The sequence below is a fragment of the Clostridium sp. TJA085 genome (genome assembly GCF_058310235.1).
This window is the reverse complement of the sequence record NZ_JBZEEZ010000002.1, coordinates 92133-108638: the sequence shown is the minus strand read 5'-3', so window position 1 is coordinate 108638 and position 16506 is coordinate 92133. Positions and strand designations below refer to the sequence as shown.

Genomic DNA, 16506 nt, shown 5'->3' with positions numbered 1-16506 from the left:
ACTTAGGAAATGAGGAAACCTTAGTAGAACTACCGGCAGTAGAATACTTAAAAGAAAACTGATGAAAATTTAATAAGTATTTCAAAATTAAAGAAAATAATTGTACTTGATGAAGAGAGATTAAGAGATTATATATAAAAGGCTCTGTTAAAATGCAGAGCTTTTTTTCTTTTTATAAATATAAATAATTTAAAGTATAAAATTTTAATTATATGAAGTTAATTTAAGTCCAAAACTTTAAAGACTATCAAAAGTATATATAAAATAAATTATATTAAATTATGTTTTTAATATAAAAATAGTTAAATGAATAAATGATATTTAAGTATATAATAGCTGAACATAAGAAAAAATACTTTGTATATAAGAAAAATATGAGGTGAATTTATGGAATCAGTATGGAGCGAAAGCTGTAAAATTACAAAAAGAGAAAGCTTAAATAAAGATATAAAAACTGATATTTTAGTTATTGGAGCTGGAATAGCAGGAATATTAACAGCATATATGTTAAAGGAAAATGGAAGAGATGTTGTTTTAATTGATGGAGATAAAATTGCAGGGGGAAACACTAAAAATACTACTGCAAAAATAACTTCTCAGCATAATTTAATTTATCACAAATTAATATCAGAATTTGGAGAAGAAAAGGCAAGGCAATATGCAAAGGCAAATGAACTTGCTATAAAAAAGTATAAAGAAATTATTGAAGAGAGAAAAATCGATTGTGATTTTGAAGAAAGACCTGCATATGTTTATTCTTTAAATGAAACATATTTTCTAAAAGATGAAGTGGAAGCTGCTAAAAAACTTGGTATTAATGCTGAGTTTGTAGAAGAAACTGAACTTCCATTTAAGGTTGAAGGTGCTGTTAAATTCAATAATCAAGCACAATTTAATCCACTTAAGTTTTTAGAAAACATTTCAAAAGATTTAACTATATATGAAAATACTAGAGCAATAGAAATTAGGAGAAATGAAGTAGTTACTAATAAAGGAAAGATAACTGCAAATTATATAGTTATAGCAACTCATTACCCAATAATGAATGCACCAGGATATTATTTCTTAAAAATGCATCAAGAAAGGTCATATGTTATTGCTTTAGAAAATGTAGATAAAATTGATGGTATGTATATAGATGTTGATGAAAGTGGATATTCTTTTAGAAATTATAAAGATTTAATGTTACTTGGTGGAATAAAGCAAAGAACAGGAGATAATGAAACTGGTGGTAGTTATGATAAATTAAGAGAAGTTTCAAAAGAATTATATCCAAATTCAAAGGAAAAGTATCATTGGTCAGCTCAAGATTGTATGACTTTAGATGGAATACCTTACATAGGAAGATATTCAGATGATACACCTAATATATATGTAGCAACTGGATTTAATAAATGGGGAATGACAAGTTCTATGGTATCTGCAATGATAATATCAGATATGATACTTGAAAAAGAAAATGACTTTAAAGAAATATTTTCGCCAAAGAGATTTGACTTATCTTTATCAATAAATAATGTTGCAAAAGATATAAGTGAAACAGCCAAAAATTTTATTGCACAAAAAATATATATTCCAAGTAGTCAAATAGAGCATATTCAAAATGGTCATGGAGGAATTGTTGAATATAATGGAGAAAAGGTTGGAGTTTATAAAGACAAGAATGGAAAAGAATATATTGTATCAACAAAATGTGCTCATTTAGGATGTGAACTTAAATGGAATGCAGATGAGTTAACATGGGATTGTCCATGTCATGGATCAAGATTTGATTATAAAGGAAGATTAATTGGAGGTCCAGCAGTTAAAAATATTGTGGAAGACTAATTTTAAAGGCTTGTGTAAAGTTATTTGTATAACATTTTTGTTGAAATAAATAGAAAAAACATAATTAAAAAATGTAGCGAAATTAATGGGATTAATAGTATTAAGGAAACTTATGGTTAAAATAAAAAGAACCAAATTTATAAAGATGAGGTTCTTTTTTAATATAAGTTATAAAAGAAATTTACTAAATTTTAATAAACTTGAACAATAAATGGAAGAATACTAGAATTAATATAGAGAGGTATAAATATTAACAAAAGTTAAAATAAAAGGAGTGTTTGAGATTGAAAAAATATTATTGCAACAAAAGAAGAATGGAAGATAAAATAAAAACCTTTTCAAAATATGGTCACACAGAAAAAGGTGGAATAACAAGATACTCTCTATCAAAGGAAGCAATACTTGCAAGAGAAGAGTTTATAAAGAGAATGAGAGCAATTGGAGCAAAAATACAATTAGATGATATGGCAAATATATATGCAACAATAGAAGGTACAGATAAAAATGCAAAAAGAATTGTTATGGCATCTCATTTAGATTCAGTAAAAAATGGTGGTAATTATGATGGAATACTAGGGGTTATTGGTGCTATGGAAGTTTTAGAAACTATAGTATCTGAAAATATAAAACATAAACATCCAATAACAGCTATGGTATGGACAAATGAAGAAGGTTCATTATATCCACCAGCAATGATGTCCTCTGGAATATTATGTGGAAAATTTGATAAAGAAAAAATGCTTCAATCAAAAAGTATAGTAGATGGAAAGAGTACATTTGGAGAAGCTTTAAAAAAGAGTGGCTATATTGGAGATGAAAAAAATAGATTAAATCCTAATGATTATAAATGTATGCTTGAATTTCATATAGAGCAAGGGCCAATACTTGAAGCAAATAAAAAAGAAGTTGGAGTTGTTACTTGTGTACTTGGAATGGTTAATTACAGAATTAAAACTTATGGACAAGCAGATCATGCAGGAACAACACCAATGAAATTTAGAAAAGATGCACTATACGCAGCAGCAAAGGTTCTTATACATATTCATAATGAACTTGATAAACTTGATGAAAATCTTGTATATACAACTGGAGAAATTACATGCCACCCTTGTGTTCACACAGTAATACCAGACTTTGTATCTTTTTCATTAGATGTAAGGCATGAAAATCCAGAAGTTATTAAGGAAGTTGTTAATGTAATTAATAATATACCAAAGGAAGTTTGTAAGTGTAAAGTTGAATGTGAACTGGCTTGGGAACGTGATACTGTTTATTTTGATAAAGAACTTGTAAAACTTATTAAGGAAAGTGCAGATGAGCTTAATATAGAAAATCAATATATAAATAGTGGAGCTGGACATGATGCACAGTATGTAGCAAGTATGCTTCCTACTGCTATGATTTTTGTTCCGTCAAAGGATGGACATAGTCATTGTGAGGAGGAGTTTACAAGTGTAGAGGAATGTACAGATGGTGCAAGTGTTATGTTAAATACTGTACTTAAAGTGGATGAGAGATAGATTAATGTTTTATAATGAGGTAGAAAAATGGAAAGGTTTAAATTTTATTCAACAAATAATTTAACATATGGATTTAATTTGAAAGAATTAGAATTTATAATAAATAAATTTAACATTAATAATATTAATTATACAATAAATGATGTTATAGATATATATAATATCAATAGATATATTGATAAAGGTATATTTGAAAATAATTGGGATAGAGATTTGATTAATAAATGTAAAGAAACAAGTATTAAATTCAAATCTTTAATAGGAAGATTTTTTTCTGAGATTTCAGACGAAAATGTAATATCAAGGTATCTTGAAGTTGAAATTGTATATAGAAAAGATTTTTGGAGTTTATTTGAGTCATTTAATTTAATATCTAAAGTATCTAGCATTAAATTTGAAGAGCTTATTAGATTAGATGAGGTTATATTATATGATGTTCTAAAATATAAAAAAATTGTTAAAGGGTATGGTGAAATAATAAAAAAGGTATTATTAGAAGACAATTCATCTGCAAAAATTTTATTAGATAAATATGAAATGAATATTGATTTAGGAAATAAAAAAATTTATTTATCAGATGAACTTACAAAAGATGATAAAGAATAAATAATTTTAAACTATATTGACTCACCAATAGCACATTTGAATGTTTTAGAGATAATACGAAATATTAGAAATAGAAGTGAATTTTCTATTTCACCTAAAACTAAGCTTAAAGCAAAAATACGTATTGATAAAGAAAAAGAAAAATATTTAAGTAAAAATTTAGGGATAGAAACAGAATTTTGTGTTAGTTTTTCTAAAAAACAAACAGAAGAAATAATTTTTGAGGATGAAGGAGAAAAAATTAAGTATTCTTACAGTAGCAATTGGATTGAGGAAAATAAAGATTTTAATACGTTATTAAATAATTTTATATATTTATTTGATTATGCAGATTGGCAAATGAGAATAACTTTTGTAAGTAAAATGATTGAAATGGGAATTTTAGAAAGAACTGTTTTTTTTCGTTCAAGATATGATTATCCTAATGGAATTACGTTCAAAAGTAAAAATATTTTAGCATTATTAAAAATGACATCATATTATTTAGAACTAGAAAAGAACAATATAAGATTAGAAGAAATAATAGAATGGTTTTTTAAAAGTTATGTAAAAGAAGAATTTGGAGTAGAGGGATTTACAATAAAATTACCATCAAAAAATTCAACATACTTAGAGAAGTGTAGAATTATATTTCCTGAAATGGAATCAGTATTGAGGCAGTATAAATTATATGTAGAAGATGGTTATATAAATAAAGAATTATTAGAAATTTCTTCAACATCTTTAGATTATGGTAGTCTACCAAGCATATTAACTGAAAAAAAATACGTATATGGTAAAGGAGAAAAATTTGAAAAGGTAAGATACTACTTAACATCTGATCAATGTATGTTAACTTATGTTAAAAGAATTGGTGATAAATATGAAAACTTCTATGAATTGATATGTAATGAGTTAGTTAATATTAATGATTATATAGAAAATTATAATTATGATATTAATTGGTTAGTCGATAATAATATTATAGTAGTTAAAAGTAATGGGGATATTAAATGGAAAGATGAAGTTATTGTGGCTATATTTATGGACTTATCTATAAATGATGTAATTAGCTATTGGAGATATCCAAAGACTTTTAGGAATAAGATTGATGAATTAAAAGAAAATGATTTTTTAGAATTTTCATGTTCACTTTTATCAAAACCAGAGCAAGATTATATAAGTTTTTTATTAAATAAAAATAAGTTTTCAAATGGATATGATATTAGAAATAAGTGTATACATGGAACACAGGCAAACAGTGAAAATGGAAAAGAAACACATAAAGTTTATTATATGTATGCAATTATAGTATTTATAATTTGTATTATTAAGATAAATGATGAATTATGTATATTTGATTCTTTTAAAAAGCATTAATAAATAGAAGTTGTAGAAATAGTTTAAGAGTTTGATACACGCTTATAATGCAGTAAAATGGTATGTAAAATCAATTTTACATAGTAAAAAGTAATGATGTAAAAGAGTTTTGATAGTACAAAAGCTCTCCAAGGTATAGAATGTAAGCAGGAGGAATATCAAAATGGACATTAGTAAACAAATAAAAAAATATAGACTAGATTCAAAATTATCTCAGGAGGCTTTGGCTGAAAAAGTATTTGTAACACGGCAAACAATTTCAAACTGGGAAACTGGAAAGAATTATCCTGATATAAATAGTTTGGTACTATCAAGTACTCTATTTGGTGTTTCTCTTGATACTCTAGTTAAAGGAGATTTAGAGGAAATGAAAGAAGAAATTAAGGCGTAGGATATCAAAAGATTTAACCATGATGGTATGATTTTTACTATACTGCTTATGGCAACAGTAGTATTATGCATTCCATTATTTCTTTACTTAGATTTTATTGGAATTGCAATTTGGTTAATACTATTTGGCGTTACAATGTATTATGCAAACTAAGGCTATAAAATAATATAAAAAAGTACCTAAGTTTTATCTTAACTATGAGGAATGTAAATAAATTTAAAACTTCATCTAAAGTATAAACATTTACGTGTTTTATCTTAACTATGAGAGAAGTTTGATATAAGTTAGTGAAAGAAGCACTACAGAACTTTAGTATAGATATAATTAATTTGTAAATTACTATATAGAAAAAAATGTATAAATTTTCAATTACTTTAAAAAATAAATAAAAAAGGTTGTAATTGATTAAAGACTATGTTATACTAAACTAGTAGCAAAGTGCTAACAAAAAAGTTTCATTTAGGTAAATAGTTTCTCAAATATTAGAGATTATTATATCAATTTAGAATCTTTAATTTTAGGAGGAATATTTATGACAGATAAGACATTAAAGTGTAGAGATTGTGGAAGTGAATTCGTATTTTCAGTAGGAGAACAAGAATTCTACAAAGAAAAAGGATTTGACAACGAGCCAACAAGATGTATATCTTGCAGAAGAGCTAAGAAAGAACAAAATAGAAGATAATTTTAGATTGTTAAGGGTTGTAGTTTAAACTACAACCTTTTTTTATTTATAAAATAAATATTAAACATAGTTATTAGATTGGATAAGAGAGGTATGTGGAGGTATAATGAAAATAATCTAATATTTTAAACTTATAAATATTAGTCATTTATATATTTAATTATGTAAGATTAATAATAATTTTTGATATTAATAGTTCCCTTATTACAATTATATATAGTAATTTTAAATTTATATTGTTTACAGTTTTTAATATTTTTAATTAGAATATACACTACTAGAACAGGGTTATTTTCCTGATAATATAATTTTAAATATTTTATTATTAAGTTCAAGAATATATTTTTTGTTATGTTATATTTTATAGTTAACTATTAGCAAGTTAAATATGAGGTTACTAAAGAATGAAAAAGCGATTTTTAGCATATAGGAAGTTAGTTTGTGGGAATATGTGTTAAATTAACAAAAAATTATTAAATTTAATAAAAAAATAAAAAAATAAATAATTTTTTAATTAGATATTATTTACCAAAAGTAGTAAAATTTAAAAGTAACATATTACATAAGGGGGATAAAAATTACATACACCTGATAGAATTTCAGTGTTAAAAGAAAAAAGATTAGTATAGAAAAACAAACGGAGTTGCCACTTGAAAATAAACGGGTTGCTACTAAATTGGTAGTAGCCTATTTTTATGAAAAGGAGGAAATTATGGAAAAGATATTCATTTTTCTTTATGGAGTATATACAGTACTTAATTATCAAGTTATAGACATGAAAAGATTTAATAGTGAGGACATGACTTTATTTTTTATAACAGCAATTATAGGTAGTATAATTATGTTGATAGTTAACAGTGGATTTAAAGATTTCTTACATAAAATTTATGCTACAATCACTGGAGGTATAATAGTTGGAATACTAATTATGATTATTGGAAAAGGTGAGGTGCTTATAGCAAATTATTTACATGAAGCTATTGTTAATAAATCTTTAAATAGTGGATTTTGTGATTCTCTTATAAAATTTATAATTATTATATTGATGATTTTAGGAGTACCATTCCTATATACTATGTTAACTATATTTGTACCAGAGTTAATGAAAACGCGTTCTAAAAACTTTTTTGTAGATTGTAAACAAAGAAAAAGAACAGGAAGAAGAAATGAAATATTAAATCATTTACGTAGTAAAATTGGTAATGTAGAAGATTATGATTTAACAGTTTGTAATAATTTTGATGAAGATAAAATTTATTTATATGATAATACATTAAAATTTGTAGAACATGAAGGTAAAAAAAGATGGTGTACAAATGAAGAAAGGGAAAAGTTAAGATTAGATGATATTGAGAAGATAAAAGAAATATCTAATAAACTTAAAAAAATAGATTTTAATTTTATAAAGAATGAAACTTGGGCTATAAATCCAGAACATAAGGCATTTGTACAAAATATAGAAAATAAAAGTTATGAAATATATAATTTAATTAATAGAAGAAAATATATATGCGAAACTGACTATAATAATATTAAAAATGGTAGGTTAGGTGAAGAAGCTGTAAATAGGGAACTTAATGAATATGAAAATATTTATAATTTACCTAATATTAGATTAGAGGAACCAGATGTTAATGGTAATATGCAAAGTATAGAAAATGACAATATTATAATATCAAGAAATGGTGTTTTTATATTAGAAGTTAAAAACTTTGGACTTAAAGGAAATTATTCTATAGAAATTGAAAGAGATGGACGATGGATTAAAGAATACGATAAAGGTAAACGTGATGTAATGAAAAGTGCTACAGCTCAAAATAATAGACATATTGTTTATATAAATAAAATTATTAATAGAGTTTTAGGTAGAGGTATAGAAAATTACATAGATGCAGAGGGTATAGTGGTTATATCTAATGACAAAGTTTCAATTACAAATCATAGTGAAAATCAAAAGGTTGTTAGAAGCTCTGAAGTTTATTCGTACATAAAAAATAAAGAAGCTATGTTATCACTTGAAGAGATGAATAAGCTAAAAGATTATTTTATTGAGAATAATCTACAAGAACAAAGTTTTCCTATATATGATTATACAGATGAAATAATTAAGAATGTAGAAATATATAATGATGAAATGACTAAAATAGAAAAAATCTTAGATAATATGCTTGAAGCTAGTAGAAAGTTACGTGGAATTAAAAATTGTTAATCTAAAATAATTTTAAAAGATGTTACTACATATGCTAATATCATAAATAACAATAGATAAAGATAGAGAAATATAGTTAATAAATTTAAAAATAAATGGTGATATAATTGAATATCTGAATAAGGAAGAAGGAGAGTCAAAGAAGAATTCTCCTTCTTTTTTTCTGTTAAGAAATATGAGTATAAGTATGCTTAATTTAGATATTGCTATATAATATTTGTATATTGAAATAAATATAATGAGATGAATTAATAGACAGTATAAGAGGGTATTTAGTAAGTAGGAGGAATTAAAGATGTCATTAGCAAATAGTTTTGATGAATTTAAAAGAGAAATAGAGCTTATAATTAAGCAAAATCCATTAGAATGTGAATTATATTCCATTGTTGCATCAATTATTCGTGAAAGGGATAGTAGTAAAAATATTTCATTAAGAGATGTATCTAATATTAAGAGTTTTTACAATCATCAAAATCAAAGAGATAGAATGTATAGAATTAATAATGGTGAATTTGGTGCTTCTGATTTTTTGATAATGGATTCAAATTACTATTATTCAGGGAGTTGTGAAAATAAGATTTTGGGTTCAATTGAAGTCAAGGCTATATATTTAGAGTTAGATTCAGAAATAAATAATAAGAAAGAGCAGTTTTATGGCGAATTACAAGAATTTAAGAAATTAATTTACACAAATGGGTTAGTATGGCGTTTATATGAATATAATTCAAATTTAAGAAAAGAAAAATTGTTATGGGAAATAAAACTTGGTGAATATAGTTTATACAATAAATGTAGTAATCAAATATCATGTAATGATAAAATAAATTGGGAAAACGTTAAGGAATGGTATAAGTTATTAACAAATTTAGAGAAAATTCATTGGAAGGAAACTATATGTAAGGTAAACAATATTGATATAGAATTAATATGGGAGAGAATTATTGAAAATGAAGGTAAAGACTTTAAGCAAAAAGGTGGTAAGATATTTACATATAATTTAATAGGGGAAAATACTATTAAATTAAATACAACTAATAGAATTATATCTAAATCACAATTTGAAAAAGCTTTAAATTTTGTTCCTTTAGATAAACTTGAACCTATTCAAAACTTACAAGCTCCTTCATACATATATGGAATATTAATGGATGACAGAGTTAGAAAAGAAAATTGGTAGAAACCTCATTTAAAGATGATACGGTGAACCGTATTACAAATAAATAACATTTATGGTCATAATCGATTTATATAATTAGATTATGGCTATTTTTTTATATAAAAATATCATAGGTGGTTTTAGTAAAAATGGATTTTAGTTATATTTTGTAGTTGGATTTTAATAATATTATTTATAATTTTAAATTGAATATTTAAAATAGTTTTATTTTCTCTTATAGGTTCTTTACCTTTATGTTATATCCTATTAGTCCAAATTTAATTAAAAAATTAATTTTATGAGAAAAGAGATAAATAGTTAGGCTCTTTTAAAAATTATGGATTATATATGATTTTTTTCTAAGAATAGGATATACTATAAGCAAAATTAATTTTAAAAGTAATAAGGGCTATTAATATTATTGATAAGGAGCAAATTTATGGTAATAAGAAATATAGAAATAATTGATTATAACGAAATAGATAAATTGATACAGCAAGTACATAGCTTACATGTAGATAATAGGCCTGATTTATATAGAGAATTAGAACATCCACTTTCTAAAAAAGAATTTGAAGAATTAGTTCAAAAAGATAATGTAATTTCAATAGTTGCTGAAAATAATGGAGCTATCATAGGATTATGTATTGTTAGCATTAGAGAAAAAAGTGGTATGGTTAATAAAAAAGTAGCTTATATGGATGATTTGTGTATAGATAAGAGATTTAGGGGACAAGGTATAGGAAAGATGCGGTAGATATTGCAAAAGAAAAAGGTGCAAAAAGACTTGATTTGATGGTTTGGTCATTTAATAAGAATGCTATAAATTTTTATAGTGAATTGGGAATGAAACCCTCAAAGATATATTTTTGAAAAGGAAATTTAAAAAAATAAAGTGGACAAGGTTATTAAATTTGAAAAAATCATTGGAATAATAAATCTTGTGAAGATGAATTAATAGAAACAATTATAGATGGAGAAATAGAAGTTGTAGAAATAGTTTAAGAGTTTGATACACGCTTATAATGCAGTAAAATGGTATGTAAAATCAATTTTACATAGTAAAAAGTAATGATGTAAAAGAGTTTTGATAGTACAAAAACTCTCCAAAGTATAGAATGTAAGCAGGAGGAATATCAAAATGGACATTAGTAAACAAATAAAAAAATATAGACTAGATTCAAAATTATCTCAGGAGGCTTTGGCTGAAAAAGTATTTGTAACACGGCAAACAATTTCAAACTGGGAAACTGGAAAGAATTATCCTGATATAAATAGCTTGGTACTATTAAGTACTCTATTTGGTGTTTCTCTTGATATTCTAGTTAAAGGAGATTTAGAAGAAATGAGAGAAGAAATTAAAAGTGAGGATATCAAAAGGTTTAACCATGACGGCATGATTTTTACTATACTGCTTATGGCGACAGTAGTATTATGCGTCCCATTATTTCTTTACTTAGATTTTATTGGAATTGCAATTTGGTTAATACTATTTGGCGTTACAATGTATTATGCAAACCGTATTGAAAAACAAAAGAAAACTCATGATATTCAAACATACAGAGAAATTATAGCTTTTACCGAAGGAAAAAAACTTGATCAGATTGAAAAGCGTTGTGAGATTGGTAAACGCCCATATCAAAAAATGTTTTTAGTAATTTGTTCAGGACTTATTTCATTAGTTGTTGGTTTAGGAATGTATTTTTTACTTAGATTAATTAATTAGATTAAACTGTTATTAGTTAGAAATTCTTTAAATATTGAATAAGATAAAAATCAAAAGATTAAAAATTAAAATTTATATAGCTGAAAATAATGAAGAATTACTAATTTACTTAGTTTGTAGAGTTGTTTATTTTAGCTAGAGTTTTTAATTGTTTTAAATAATTTATATAAGTGTTAAGTATAATTTGAAATTTTAGTTTATATTTATAAATTATTAAAAGGAAGTATAGAAGGGATTATAAATGGAGATAAGGGAATTAAAAAATGAAGAATTAAATAAGGTTATGGAAATATGGTTGCTTAGTACAATAAAAGCTCATAATTTTATTAATGAGGAATACTGGAAAAATAATTATGATATTGTAAAAGAGATTTATATACCAATGTCTAATACATTTATATATTATGATGGGGAAGATATAAGAGGTTTTATAAGTGTAATAAATAATGAATTTATAGGTGCTTTATTTGTAGATAATAATTATCAAAGTATTGGTATAGGAAGCAAATTAATTGATTATGCTATAAAAAAATATAAAAACTTGAGTTTAGCCGTTTATAAAGATAATAAAGAAGCAGTTAATTTTTATGAAAGAAAAGGGTTTAAGTTAATTAAAGAGCAAAAAAATGAGGATTCTGGCTTTAGTGAATATATAATGGAATATAATAAAAAATACAATATTATATAAAGAGATAAAAATATATTTTTATCTCTTTTGTGTATTAGAAAAAGGTAAATTTTTAGTTAGAATTAAGTTGCAATTTTAATTCATTTATACTTTTAATCTTCTCAGAGAATATATTTTCAAAATTAGACTTAAAATCTTCAATATCTTTTGAAAGCTTCATTACTGTTACAAGTTGTTTCAGATGTTCACGAAGCTCTTTTATTCCATCTTCAGTTAAGTGTCTATACATTCTATATTTTCTATCAGATCTTTTTGTAAATTTATTATAAATAGTAGGGTTATATCTATCAATTTCATAAACAGCATTTGGTGCAATCATATCATAAACGTATTTTAAATTGAATTGAGCAAAGTATCTTGGCCTTCTATTTGTTGTAGGATCATATTGTATGCCATATAATCTAAATAAATTTTCAAAATACTCAGCAGGGAATTCATTTGAATATGGTTATAGATATTTTGTTATATATTTTGAAAGTAATAATTGAAGTTCATCTTTACCTCTTTTATCTTGATAATTGGTAGCCTCATCAATTAATGCTGTTATACCTACCTTGGCTAATGATCTAAGGAGAATTTTTGCTCTTTTAAGAACATGTTCTTGACCGGAAGATATAACCCCCCTTGATTCTGCTTCAAGATATAAATCACATAGTATTGGAATGGAATTAGCATCATACCATAAGCCAGTTCTACCACTGAATTCAGCTACTTCAAATCGATCAATTGGTGAAATATCATCACCATACATTTCTAAATATAAATTTGCAAGAATTTTTGAACCGATAATTGCAGGAAATCCATCTACACGAATTTCTCCTTTTCTTATTTTACCAATAGCTGAGAAAAGCGATTTATCCTTTATTACTCTTCGTCCATCATTTAATACGCAACAGCTAATTTTCACATCACCTATCAATAAATCTTTTTCGCTAACTACTGCACGAGGAATACTGATGAAATTTTCTGGAATAAGAAAATCTTTATTACATTCAACTAATGACTTTTGTGAGATATTGAAATATTGAATTTTATTTTCTTTAATTGAACAGAAGATTTTATTTTGTCCAATTGAATAATAGCCAACAGGATTAGTGTGTGGCATTTTTAATGCTTTTTCAACATATTTAATTTCCATATTATTACTCCTTTGTTAAAGGTCCGAAATTTATACTAAGGATTAAAAAAATAGGACCTTAATGTATGATTTATAATATCAATAATATATAAACTTGTAATTAGTATTATTAAGGTAAATTAGGATATATTAGTTATAAGTTTTTAGTTTATAACCAATATATTTTTAAAATTTAATTTAATATGACGCTAGAAAGAATTTTAAGAGTATTATATATTGAAAATAAACATATTAACTTATAGAAATTTTTTATAAATTGTCTATAGTAATATTATGAGAAAATTTAAATAGGCAAAACAAAATAAGAACAAAACTTTAATATTAATTTATTTAATATGATATTATAGCGTGAACAGAAGAAAGTTATATAGAAAGAGTGCATTTAATTTTTTAAATGCACTCTTTTAATTTAATAATATAGAGGAAATATTATGAATATATAGAATTATATAAGTATAAGGGTATATAAAAGAGGATTTAAAATGAAAAATTACAAAGGAAGGTGAAATTTATGAAGAAAAAAATACTACTACCTCTTGATGGAAGCGATAGAGACTTAATGGAAGTAAACTTCATAAAAGAAAATTTCAATCCAGAAAAAACAGAGGTTATATTATTAAATGTTGGAGAAGTAGTTTATGTTGAAGGGGCTGTTGTAGCAAAATTAATAATGTCAGAACAAGAAAATAGCTCCAAAATATTAGAAAGAGCTGCAGAAAATTTAAAAGGTTTTCAATGCGTAAAGAAATTCCAATTTGGTTATGCAGATAATATTATACTTAATTGTGCTGATGAATTTAATGTGGACATGATAGTAATGGCCAAAAATACTAAAAAGAAATTTGTTCAACTTGTTGGTTCAGTAACTTCTAAAGTAATAAAAAGAGCAAAATGTTCAGTATTAATGTTACCTCAAGTTTAGGTAAATTAATTTAAAATCAAAATAAATTACAATAAAAGCAATGAGGTAGTTAAATTTTTTGACTATCTCATTACTTTATTAAATAGTATATTTTGTAAAATATGCTGTTTAATAATTTAAAATATTTAAGCTTTTAATTTTTATGCGTAATTATTAAATTTTATATTATTATTAAGATACAATTTTAATAAGTTTTCTGTTTATTAAATTAAAATAAGTTTTTATAAATAATATTATTTAAATTTAAACAGGACACTATATGACCAATTTAAGTATTATTATAATAATAAAATAACGAAACAAAATTATGACATAGTTATTTTTAAGGAGAAAAATATGAGATTATTGGAAATACTATTTTATTTATTAAGAATTAATTGTAAAACTACAATTAAAGAATTAGAAAAAAAGTTTAATGTATCAGAAAAGACAATACGTAGAGATTTAGATAAACTATCAGTTTTAGGCATTCCTATAATTTCATATAGAGGGAAAAATGGTGGGATAGAAATAGACAAAAACTACATAATAGCTAAATATATATTAACAAAAGCTGACTTTGAAGATTTAATTTTATCATTATACATATCAGAAAATATAATGAGTGATTTAAAAAGAGCAAATCTTATTGATAAATTTAAACTTGTTAATTCAAAAAGATGTGAAGAAATATTATCTGAATTAGAAGAAAAATTCATAATAGATTTAAAGAGTGAGAAAGATAATAATAAAAATAATATAAACGAAGTAATTAATAAATGTTTAAATGAAAAGTCTTTTGTAAAAATACAATTAGAAGAAAAATTTATAGAGGTATTGCCTATTTCTTATATTTTAAAAAATGATGGATTGTATTTATATTGCTATGATGGGGAGTATAAGTTAATTCCAACAAAGAATTTACATAATCCTTGTCAATGCAATAAGTATTATGATGGAAAAATAATTAAATACAAAGATAATAAAAAGTTTTTAATTAATATTTAATTATAAAAAATAAAAATTATGAGGTGAGAATATGTGTACAGGATTAAGTATTAAATCAAATGAAGGTCATAATTTTTTTGGGAGAAATATGGATTTAGCATACAATTTCAATCAATCTGTTTTAGTTATTCCAAGAAATTATATAAATAAAAGTATAGTTACAGGTGAAAATTTCTCATGTAAATATGCAATTATTGGTATGGGTACTATTATTGATAATCATCTTGCTATGGCTGATGGTATGAATGAAAAAGGATTAGGCTGTGCAGGTTTAAATTTTGATGGTTATGCTTGCTTTGCAGAAAAGCCAGTAGAAGGAAAAGATAATATTACACCATATGACTTTATATACTGGGTATTAGCTAATCACGAAACAGTAGACGAAGTTAAAGAAGCTATTAAGGGTATAGAGTTAGTAAGTATTCCTATAAATGAAAAGACACCAGTATCAATGCTTCATTTTATGATTTGTGATAAAAGCGGAAAAGCAATAGTAGTTGAAAGAACTAAAGAAGGAATTGCTGTTTATGATAATCCAGTAGGGGTTATGACTAACAATCCAAAATTTGATTGGCATTTAACAAATTTAAATGAATATTTATATATTAATCCAAATCATCCAAAAGAAACTATGTGGAGTGATGAAAAATTAGGAGCATTAGGTATTGGAGCTGGAACATTAGGAATGCCAGGAGATTTTTCTTCAGTATCAAGATTCGTAAGAATTGCATACATTAGAGCTCATATGCCAGAATTAAAAGACGATGAGGCAGCTATAACTCAATTCTTTAATATGCTTGACTATGTAAAAATGGTTAAAGGTGGAGTTATAACACAAGATGGTTTAGAAGATTTAACTACATATACAGCTTGTATGGATCAACAAAAAGGAATTTATTATTATAGAAATTATTATAATAATAGAATAAATGCTGTTGATATGCACAAAGAAAATTTAGATGGAAATGAAATTAAAAAGTTCCCATATGTAATGAAACAAGATTTTAATTATCAAAATTAATAAGAAAATATAATAATTAAAATTTATATAAAATAAAAAGATAGAAGTAATTTTACTTCTATCTTTTTTTATGTTAAAAATTATAAATTATGCTACATTTATTTATAATAAGGAAAAGATAAATTTATCAAAAAATAAATTTAAAATATTGGAAGTTATTATTGAAAATAAAGGTAAAATAGTTTCTAGGTATAGCATAATTACCAAGCTTCAGAAGTAGATAATGATAAGGAAAGAAAATCATAATTATAAGATTATTAAATATATTTTT

General features: G+C 24.4%; 14 protein-coding genes and 2 pseudogenes. 14 read left to right on the top strand and 2 right to left on the bottom strand.

The features are described 5' to 3' along the window. The first annotated feature begins 387 nt into the window (after window positions 1–387). The 11 genes and pseudogenes from AC4FQW_RS07770 (at window position 388) to AC4FQW_RS07720 (ending at window position 12167) form a co-directional block, all read left to right on the top strand. On the top strand, window positions 388–1827 hold the full coding sequence (locus AC4FQW_RS07770; RefSeq protein ID WP_491148312.1) for an FAD-dependent oxidoreductase: 1440 nt from the start codon (window positions 388–390) through the stop codon (window positions 1825–1827). 284 nt (window positions 1828–2111) lie between these two features. Further along, window positions 2112–3347 (top strand): Zn-dependent hydrolase, encoded by a 1236-nt coding sequence (locus AC4FQW_RS07765; protein ID WP_491148310.1) that lies wholly within the window; start codon window positions 2112–2114, stop codon window positions 3345–3347. A gap of 27 nt (window positions 3348–3374) precedes the next feature. After that, complete coding sequence (locus AC4FQW_RS07760; RefSeq protein ID WP_491148308.1) at window positions 3375–3953, top strand: hypothetical protein; 579 nt, start codon at window positions 3375–3377, stop codon at window positions 3951–3953. A 36-nt stretch (window positions 3954–3989) separates the two neighbouring features. Beyond that, complete coding sequence (locus AC4FQW_RS07755) at window positions 3990–5312, top strand: hypothetical protein (protein ID WP_491148306.1); 1323 nt, start codon at window positions 3990–3992, stop codon at window positions 5310–5312. Window positions 5313–5475: 163 nt separating this feature from the next. Continuing rightward, complete coding sequence (locus AC4FQW_RS07750; RefSeq protein ID WP_491148304.1) at window positions 5476–5703, top strand: helix-turn-helix domain-containing protein; 228 nt, start codon at window positions 5476–5478, stop codon at window positions 5701–5703. A 532-nt stretch (window positions 5704–6235) separates the two neighbouring features. After that, window positions 6236–6388, top strand: coding sequence for a zinc-ribbon domain-containing protein (locus AC4FQW_RS07745; protein WP_024615861.1), 153 nt, complete (start codon window positions 6236–6238; stop codon window positions 6386–6388). Between the two features lie 712 nt (window positions 6389–7100). After that, window positions 7101–8597: a nuclease-related domain-containing protein gene (locus AC4FQW_RS07740; protein ID WP_491148303.1), complete on the top strand. Its 1497-nt coding sequence runs from the start codon at window positions 7101–7103 to the stop codon at window positions 8595–8597. A gap of 295 nt (window positions 8598–8892) precedes the next feature. Further along, a complete protein-coding gene (locus AC4FQW_RS07735) occupies window positions 8893–9774 on the top strand; it encodes a hypothetical protein (RefSeq protein WP_491148302.1) in 882 nt (293 codons plus the stop codon). A 418-nt stretch (window positions 9775–10192) separates the two neighbouring features. Further along, window positions 10193–10626 (top strand): annotated as a pseudogene (locus AC4FQW_RS07730) (GNAT family N-acetyltransferase). 268 nt (window positions 10627–10894) lie between these two features. Continuing rightward, window positions 10895–11479, top strand: coding sequence for a helix-turn-helix domain-containing protein (locus tag AC4FQW_RS07725; RefSeq protein WP_491148300.1), 585 nt, complete (start codon window positions 10895–10897; stop codon window positions 11477–11479). 241 nt (window positions 11480–11720) lie between these two features. Then, on the top strand, window positions 11721–12167 hold the full coding sequence (locus AC4FQW_RS07720) for an N-acetyltransferase (RefSeq protein WP_491148298.1): 447 nt from the start codon (window positions 11721–11723) through the stop codon (window positions 12165–12167). A gap of 52 nt (window positions 12168–12219) precedes the next feature. Here AC4FQW_RS07720 and AC4FQW_RS07715 read toward each other — a convergent pair. Next, window positions 12220–12600: pseudogene (locus tag AC4FQW_RS07715) on the bottom strand (P63C domain-containing protein); the annotation flags it as partial. A 15-nt stretch (window positions 12601–12615) separates the two neighbouring features. Then, on the bottom strand, window positions 12616–13305 hold the full coding sequence (locus AC4FQW_RS07710) for a hypothetical protein (RefSeq protein WP_491148296.1): 690 nt from the start codon (window positions 13303–13305) through the stop codon (window positions 12616–12618). A 511-nt stretch (window positions 13306–13816) separates the two neighbouring features. On the opposite strand from AC4FQW_RS07710, the gene AC4FQW_RS07705 reads away from it, so the two are divergent. From AC4FQW_RS07705 to bsh, 3 genes are all read left to right on the top strand, one after another. After that, complete coding sequence (locus AC4FQW_RS07705) at window positions 13817–14227, top strand: universal stress protein (RefSeq protein WP_491148295.1); 411 nt, start codon at window positions 13817–13819, stop codon at window positions 14225–14227. A 336-nt stretch (window positions 14228–14563) separates the two neighbouring features. Next, window positions 14564–15214, top strand: coding sequence for a helix-turn-helix transcriptional regulator (locus AC4FQW_RS07700; protein ID WP_491148293.1), 651 nt, complete (start codon window positions 14564–14566; stop codon window positions 15212–15214). A gap of 31 nt (window positions 15215–15245) precedes the next feature. After that, the gene (bsh, locus tag AC4FQW_RS07695; RefSeq protein ID WP_491148291.1) at window positions 15246–16235 is read left to right on the top strand and encodes a choloylglycine hydrolase; all 990 of its coding nucleotides are present in this window, start codon (window positions 15246–15248) and stop codon (window positions 16233–16235) included. Window positions 16236–16506 lie beyond the last annotated feature (271 nt).

Bases quoted from the DNA above. Each gene is read 5' to 3' on its own strand.
- AC4FQW_RS07770 (WP_491148312.1), top strand. From the start codon at position 388: ATGGAATCAGTATGGAGCGAAAGCTGTAAAATTACAAAAAGAGAAAGC.
- AC4FQW_RS07760 (WP_491148308.1), top strand. From the start codon at position 3,375: ATGGAAAGGTTTAAATTTTATTCAACAAATAATTTAACATATGGATTT.
- AC4FQW_RS07750 (WP_491148304.1), top strand. From the start codon at position 5,476: ATGGACATTAGTAAACAAATAAAAAAATATAGACTAGATTCAAAATTA.
- AC4FQW_RS07745 (WP_024615861.1), top strand. From the start codon at position 6,236: ATGACAGATAAGACATTAAAGTGTAGAGATTGTGGAAGTGAATTCGTA.
- AC4FQW_RS07740 (WP_491148303.1), top strand. From the start codon at position 7,101: ATGGAAAAGATATTCATTTTTCTTTATGGAGTATATACAGTACTTAAT.
- AC4FQW_RS07735 (WP_491148302.1), top strand. From the start codon at position 8,893: ATGTCATTAGCAAATAGTTTTGATGAATTTAAAAGAGAAATAGAGCTT.
- AC4FQW_RS07725 (WP_491148300.1), top strand. From the start codon at position 10,895: ATGGACATTAGTAAACAAATAAAAAAATATAGACTAGATTCAAAATTA.
- AC4FQW_RS07720 (WP_491148298.1), top strand. From the start codon at position 11,721: ATGGAGATAAGGGAATTAAAAAATGAAGAATTAAATAAGGTTATGGAA.
- AC4FQW_RS07710 (WP_491148296.1), bottom strand. From the start codon at position 13,305: ATGGAAATTAAATATGTTGAAAAAGCATTAAAAATGCCACACACTAAT.
- AC4FQW_RS07705 (WP_491148295.1), top strand. From the start codon at position 13,817: ATGAAGAAAAAAATACTACTACCTCTTGATGGAAGCGATAGAGACTTA.
- AC4FQW_RS07700 (WP_491148293.1), top strand. From the start codon at position 14,564: ATGAGATTATTGGAAATACTATTTTATTTATTAAGAATTAATTGTAAA.
- bsh (WP_491148291.1), top strand. From the start codon at position 15,246: ATGTGTACAGGATTAAGTATTAAATCAAATGAAGGTCATAATTTTTTT.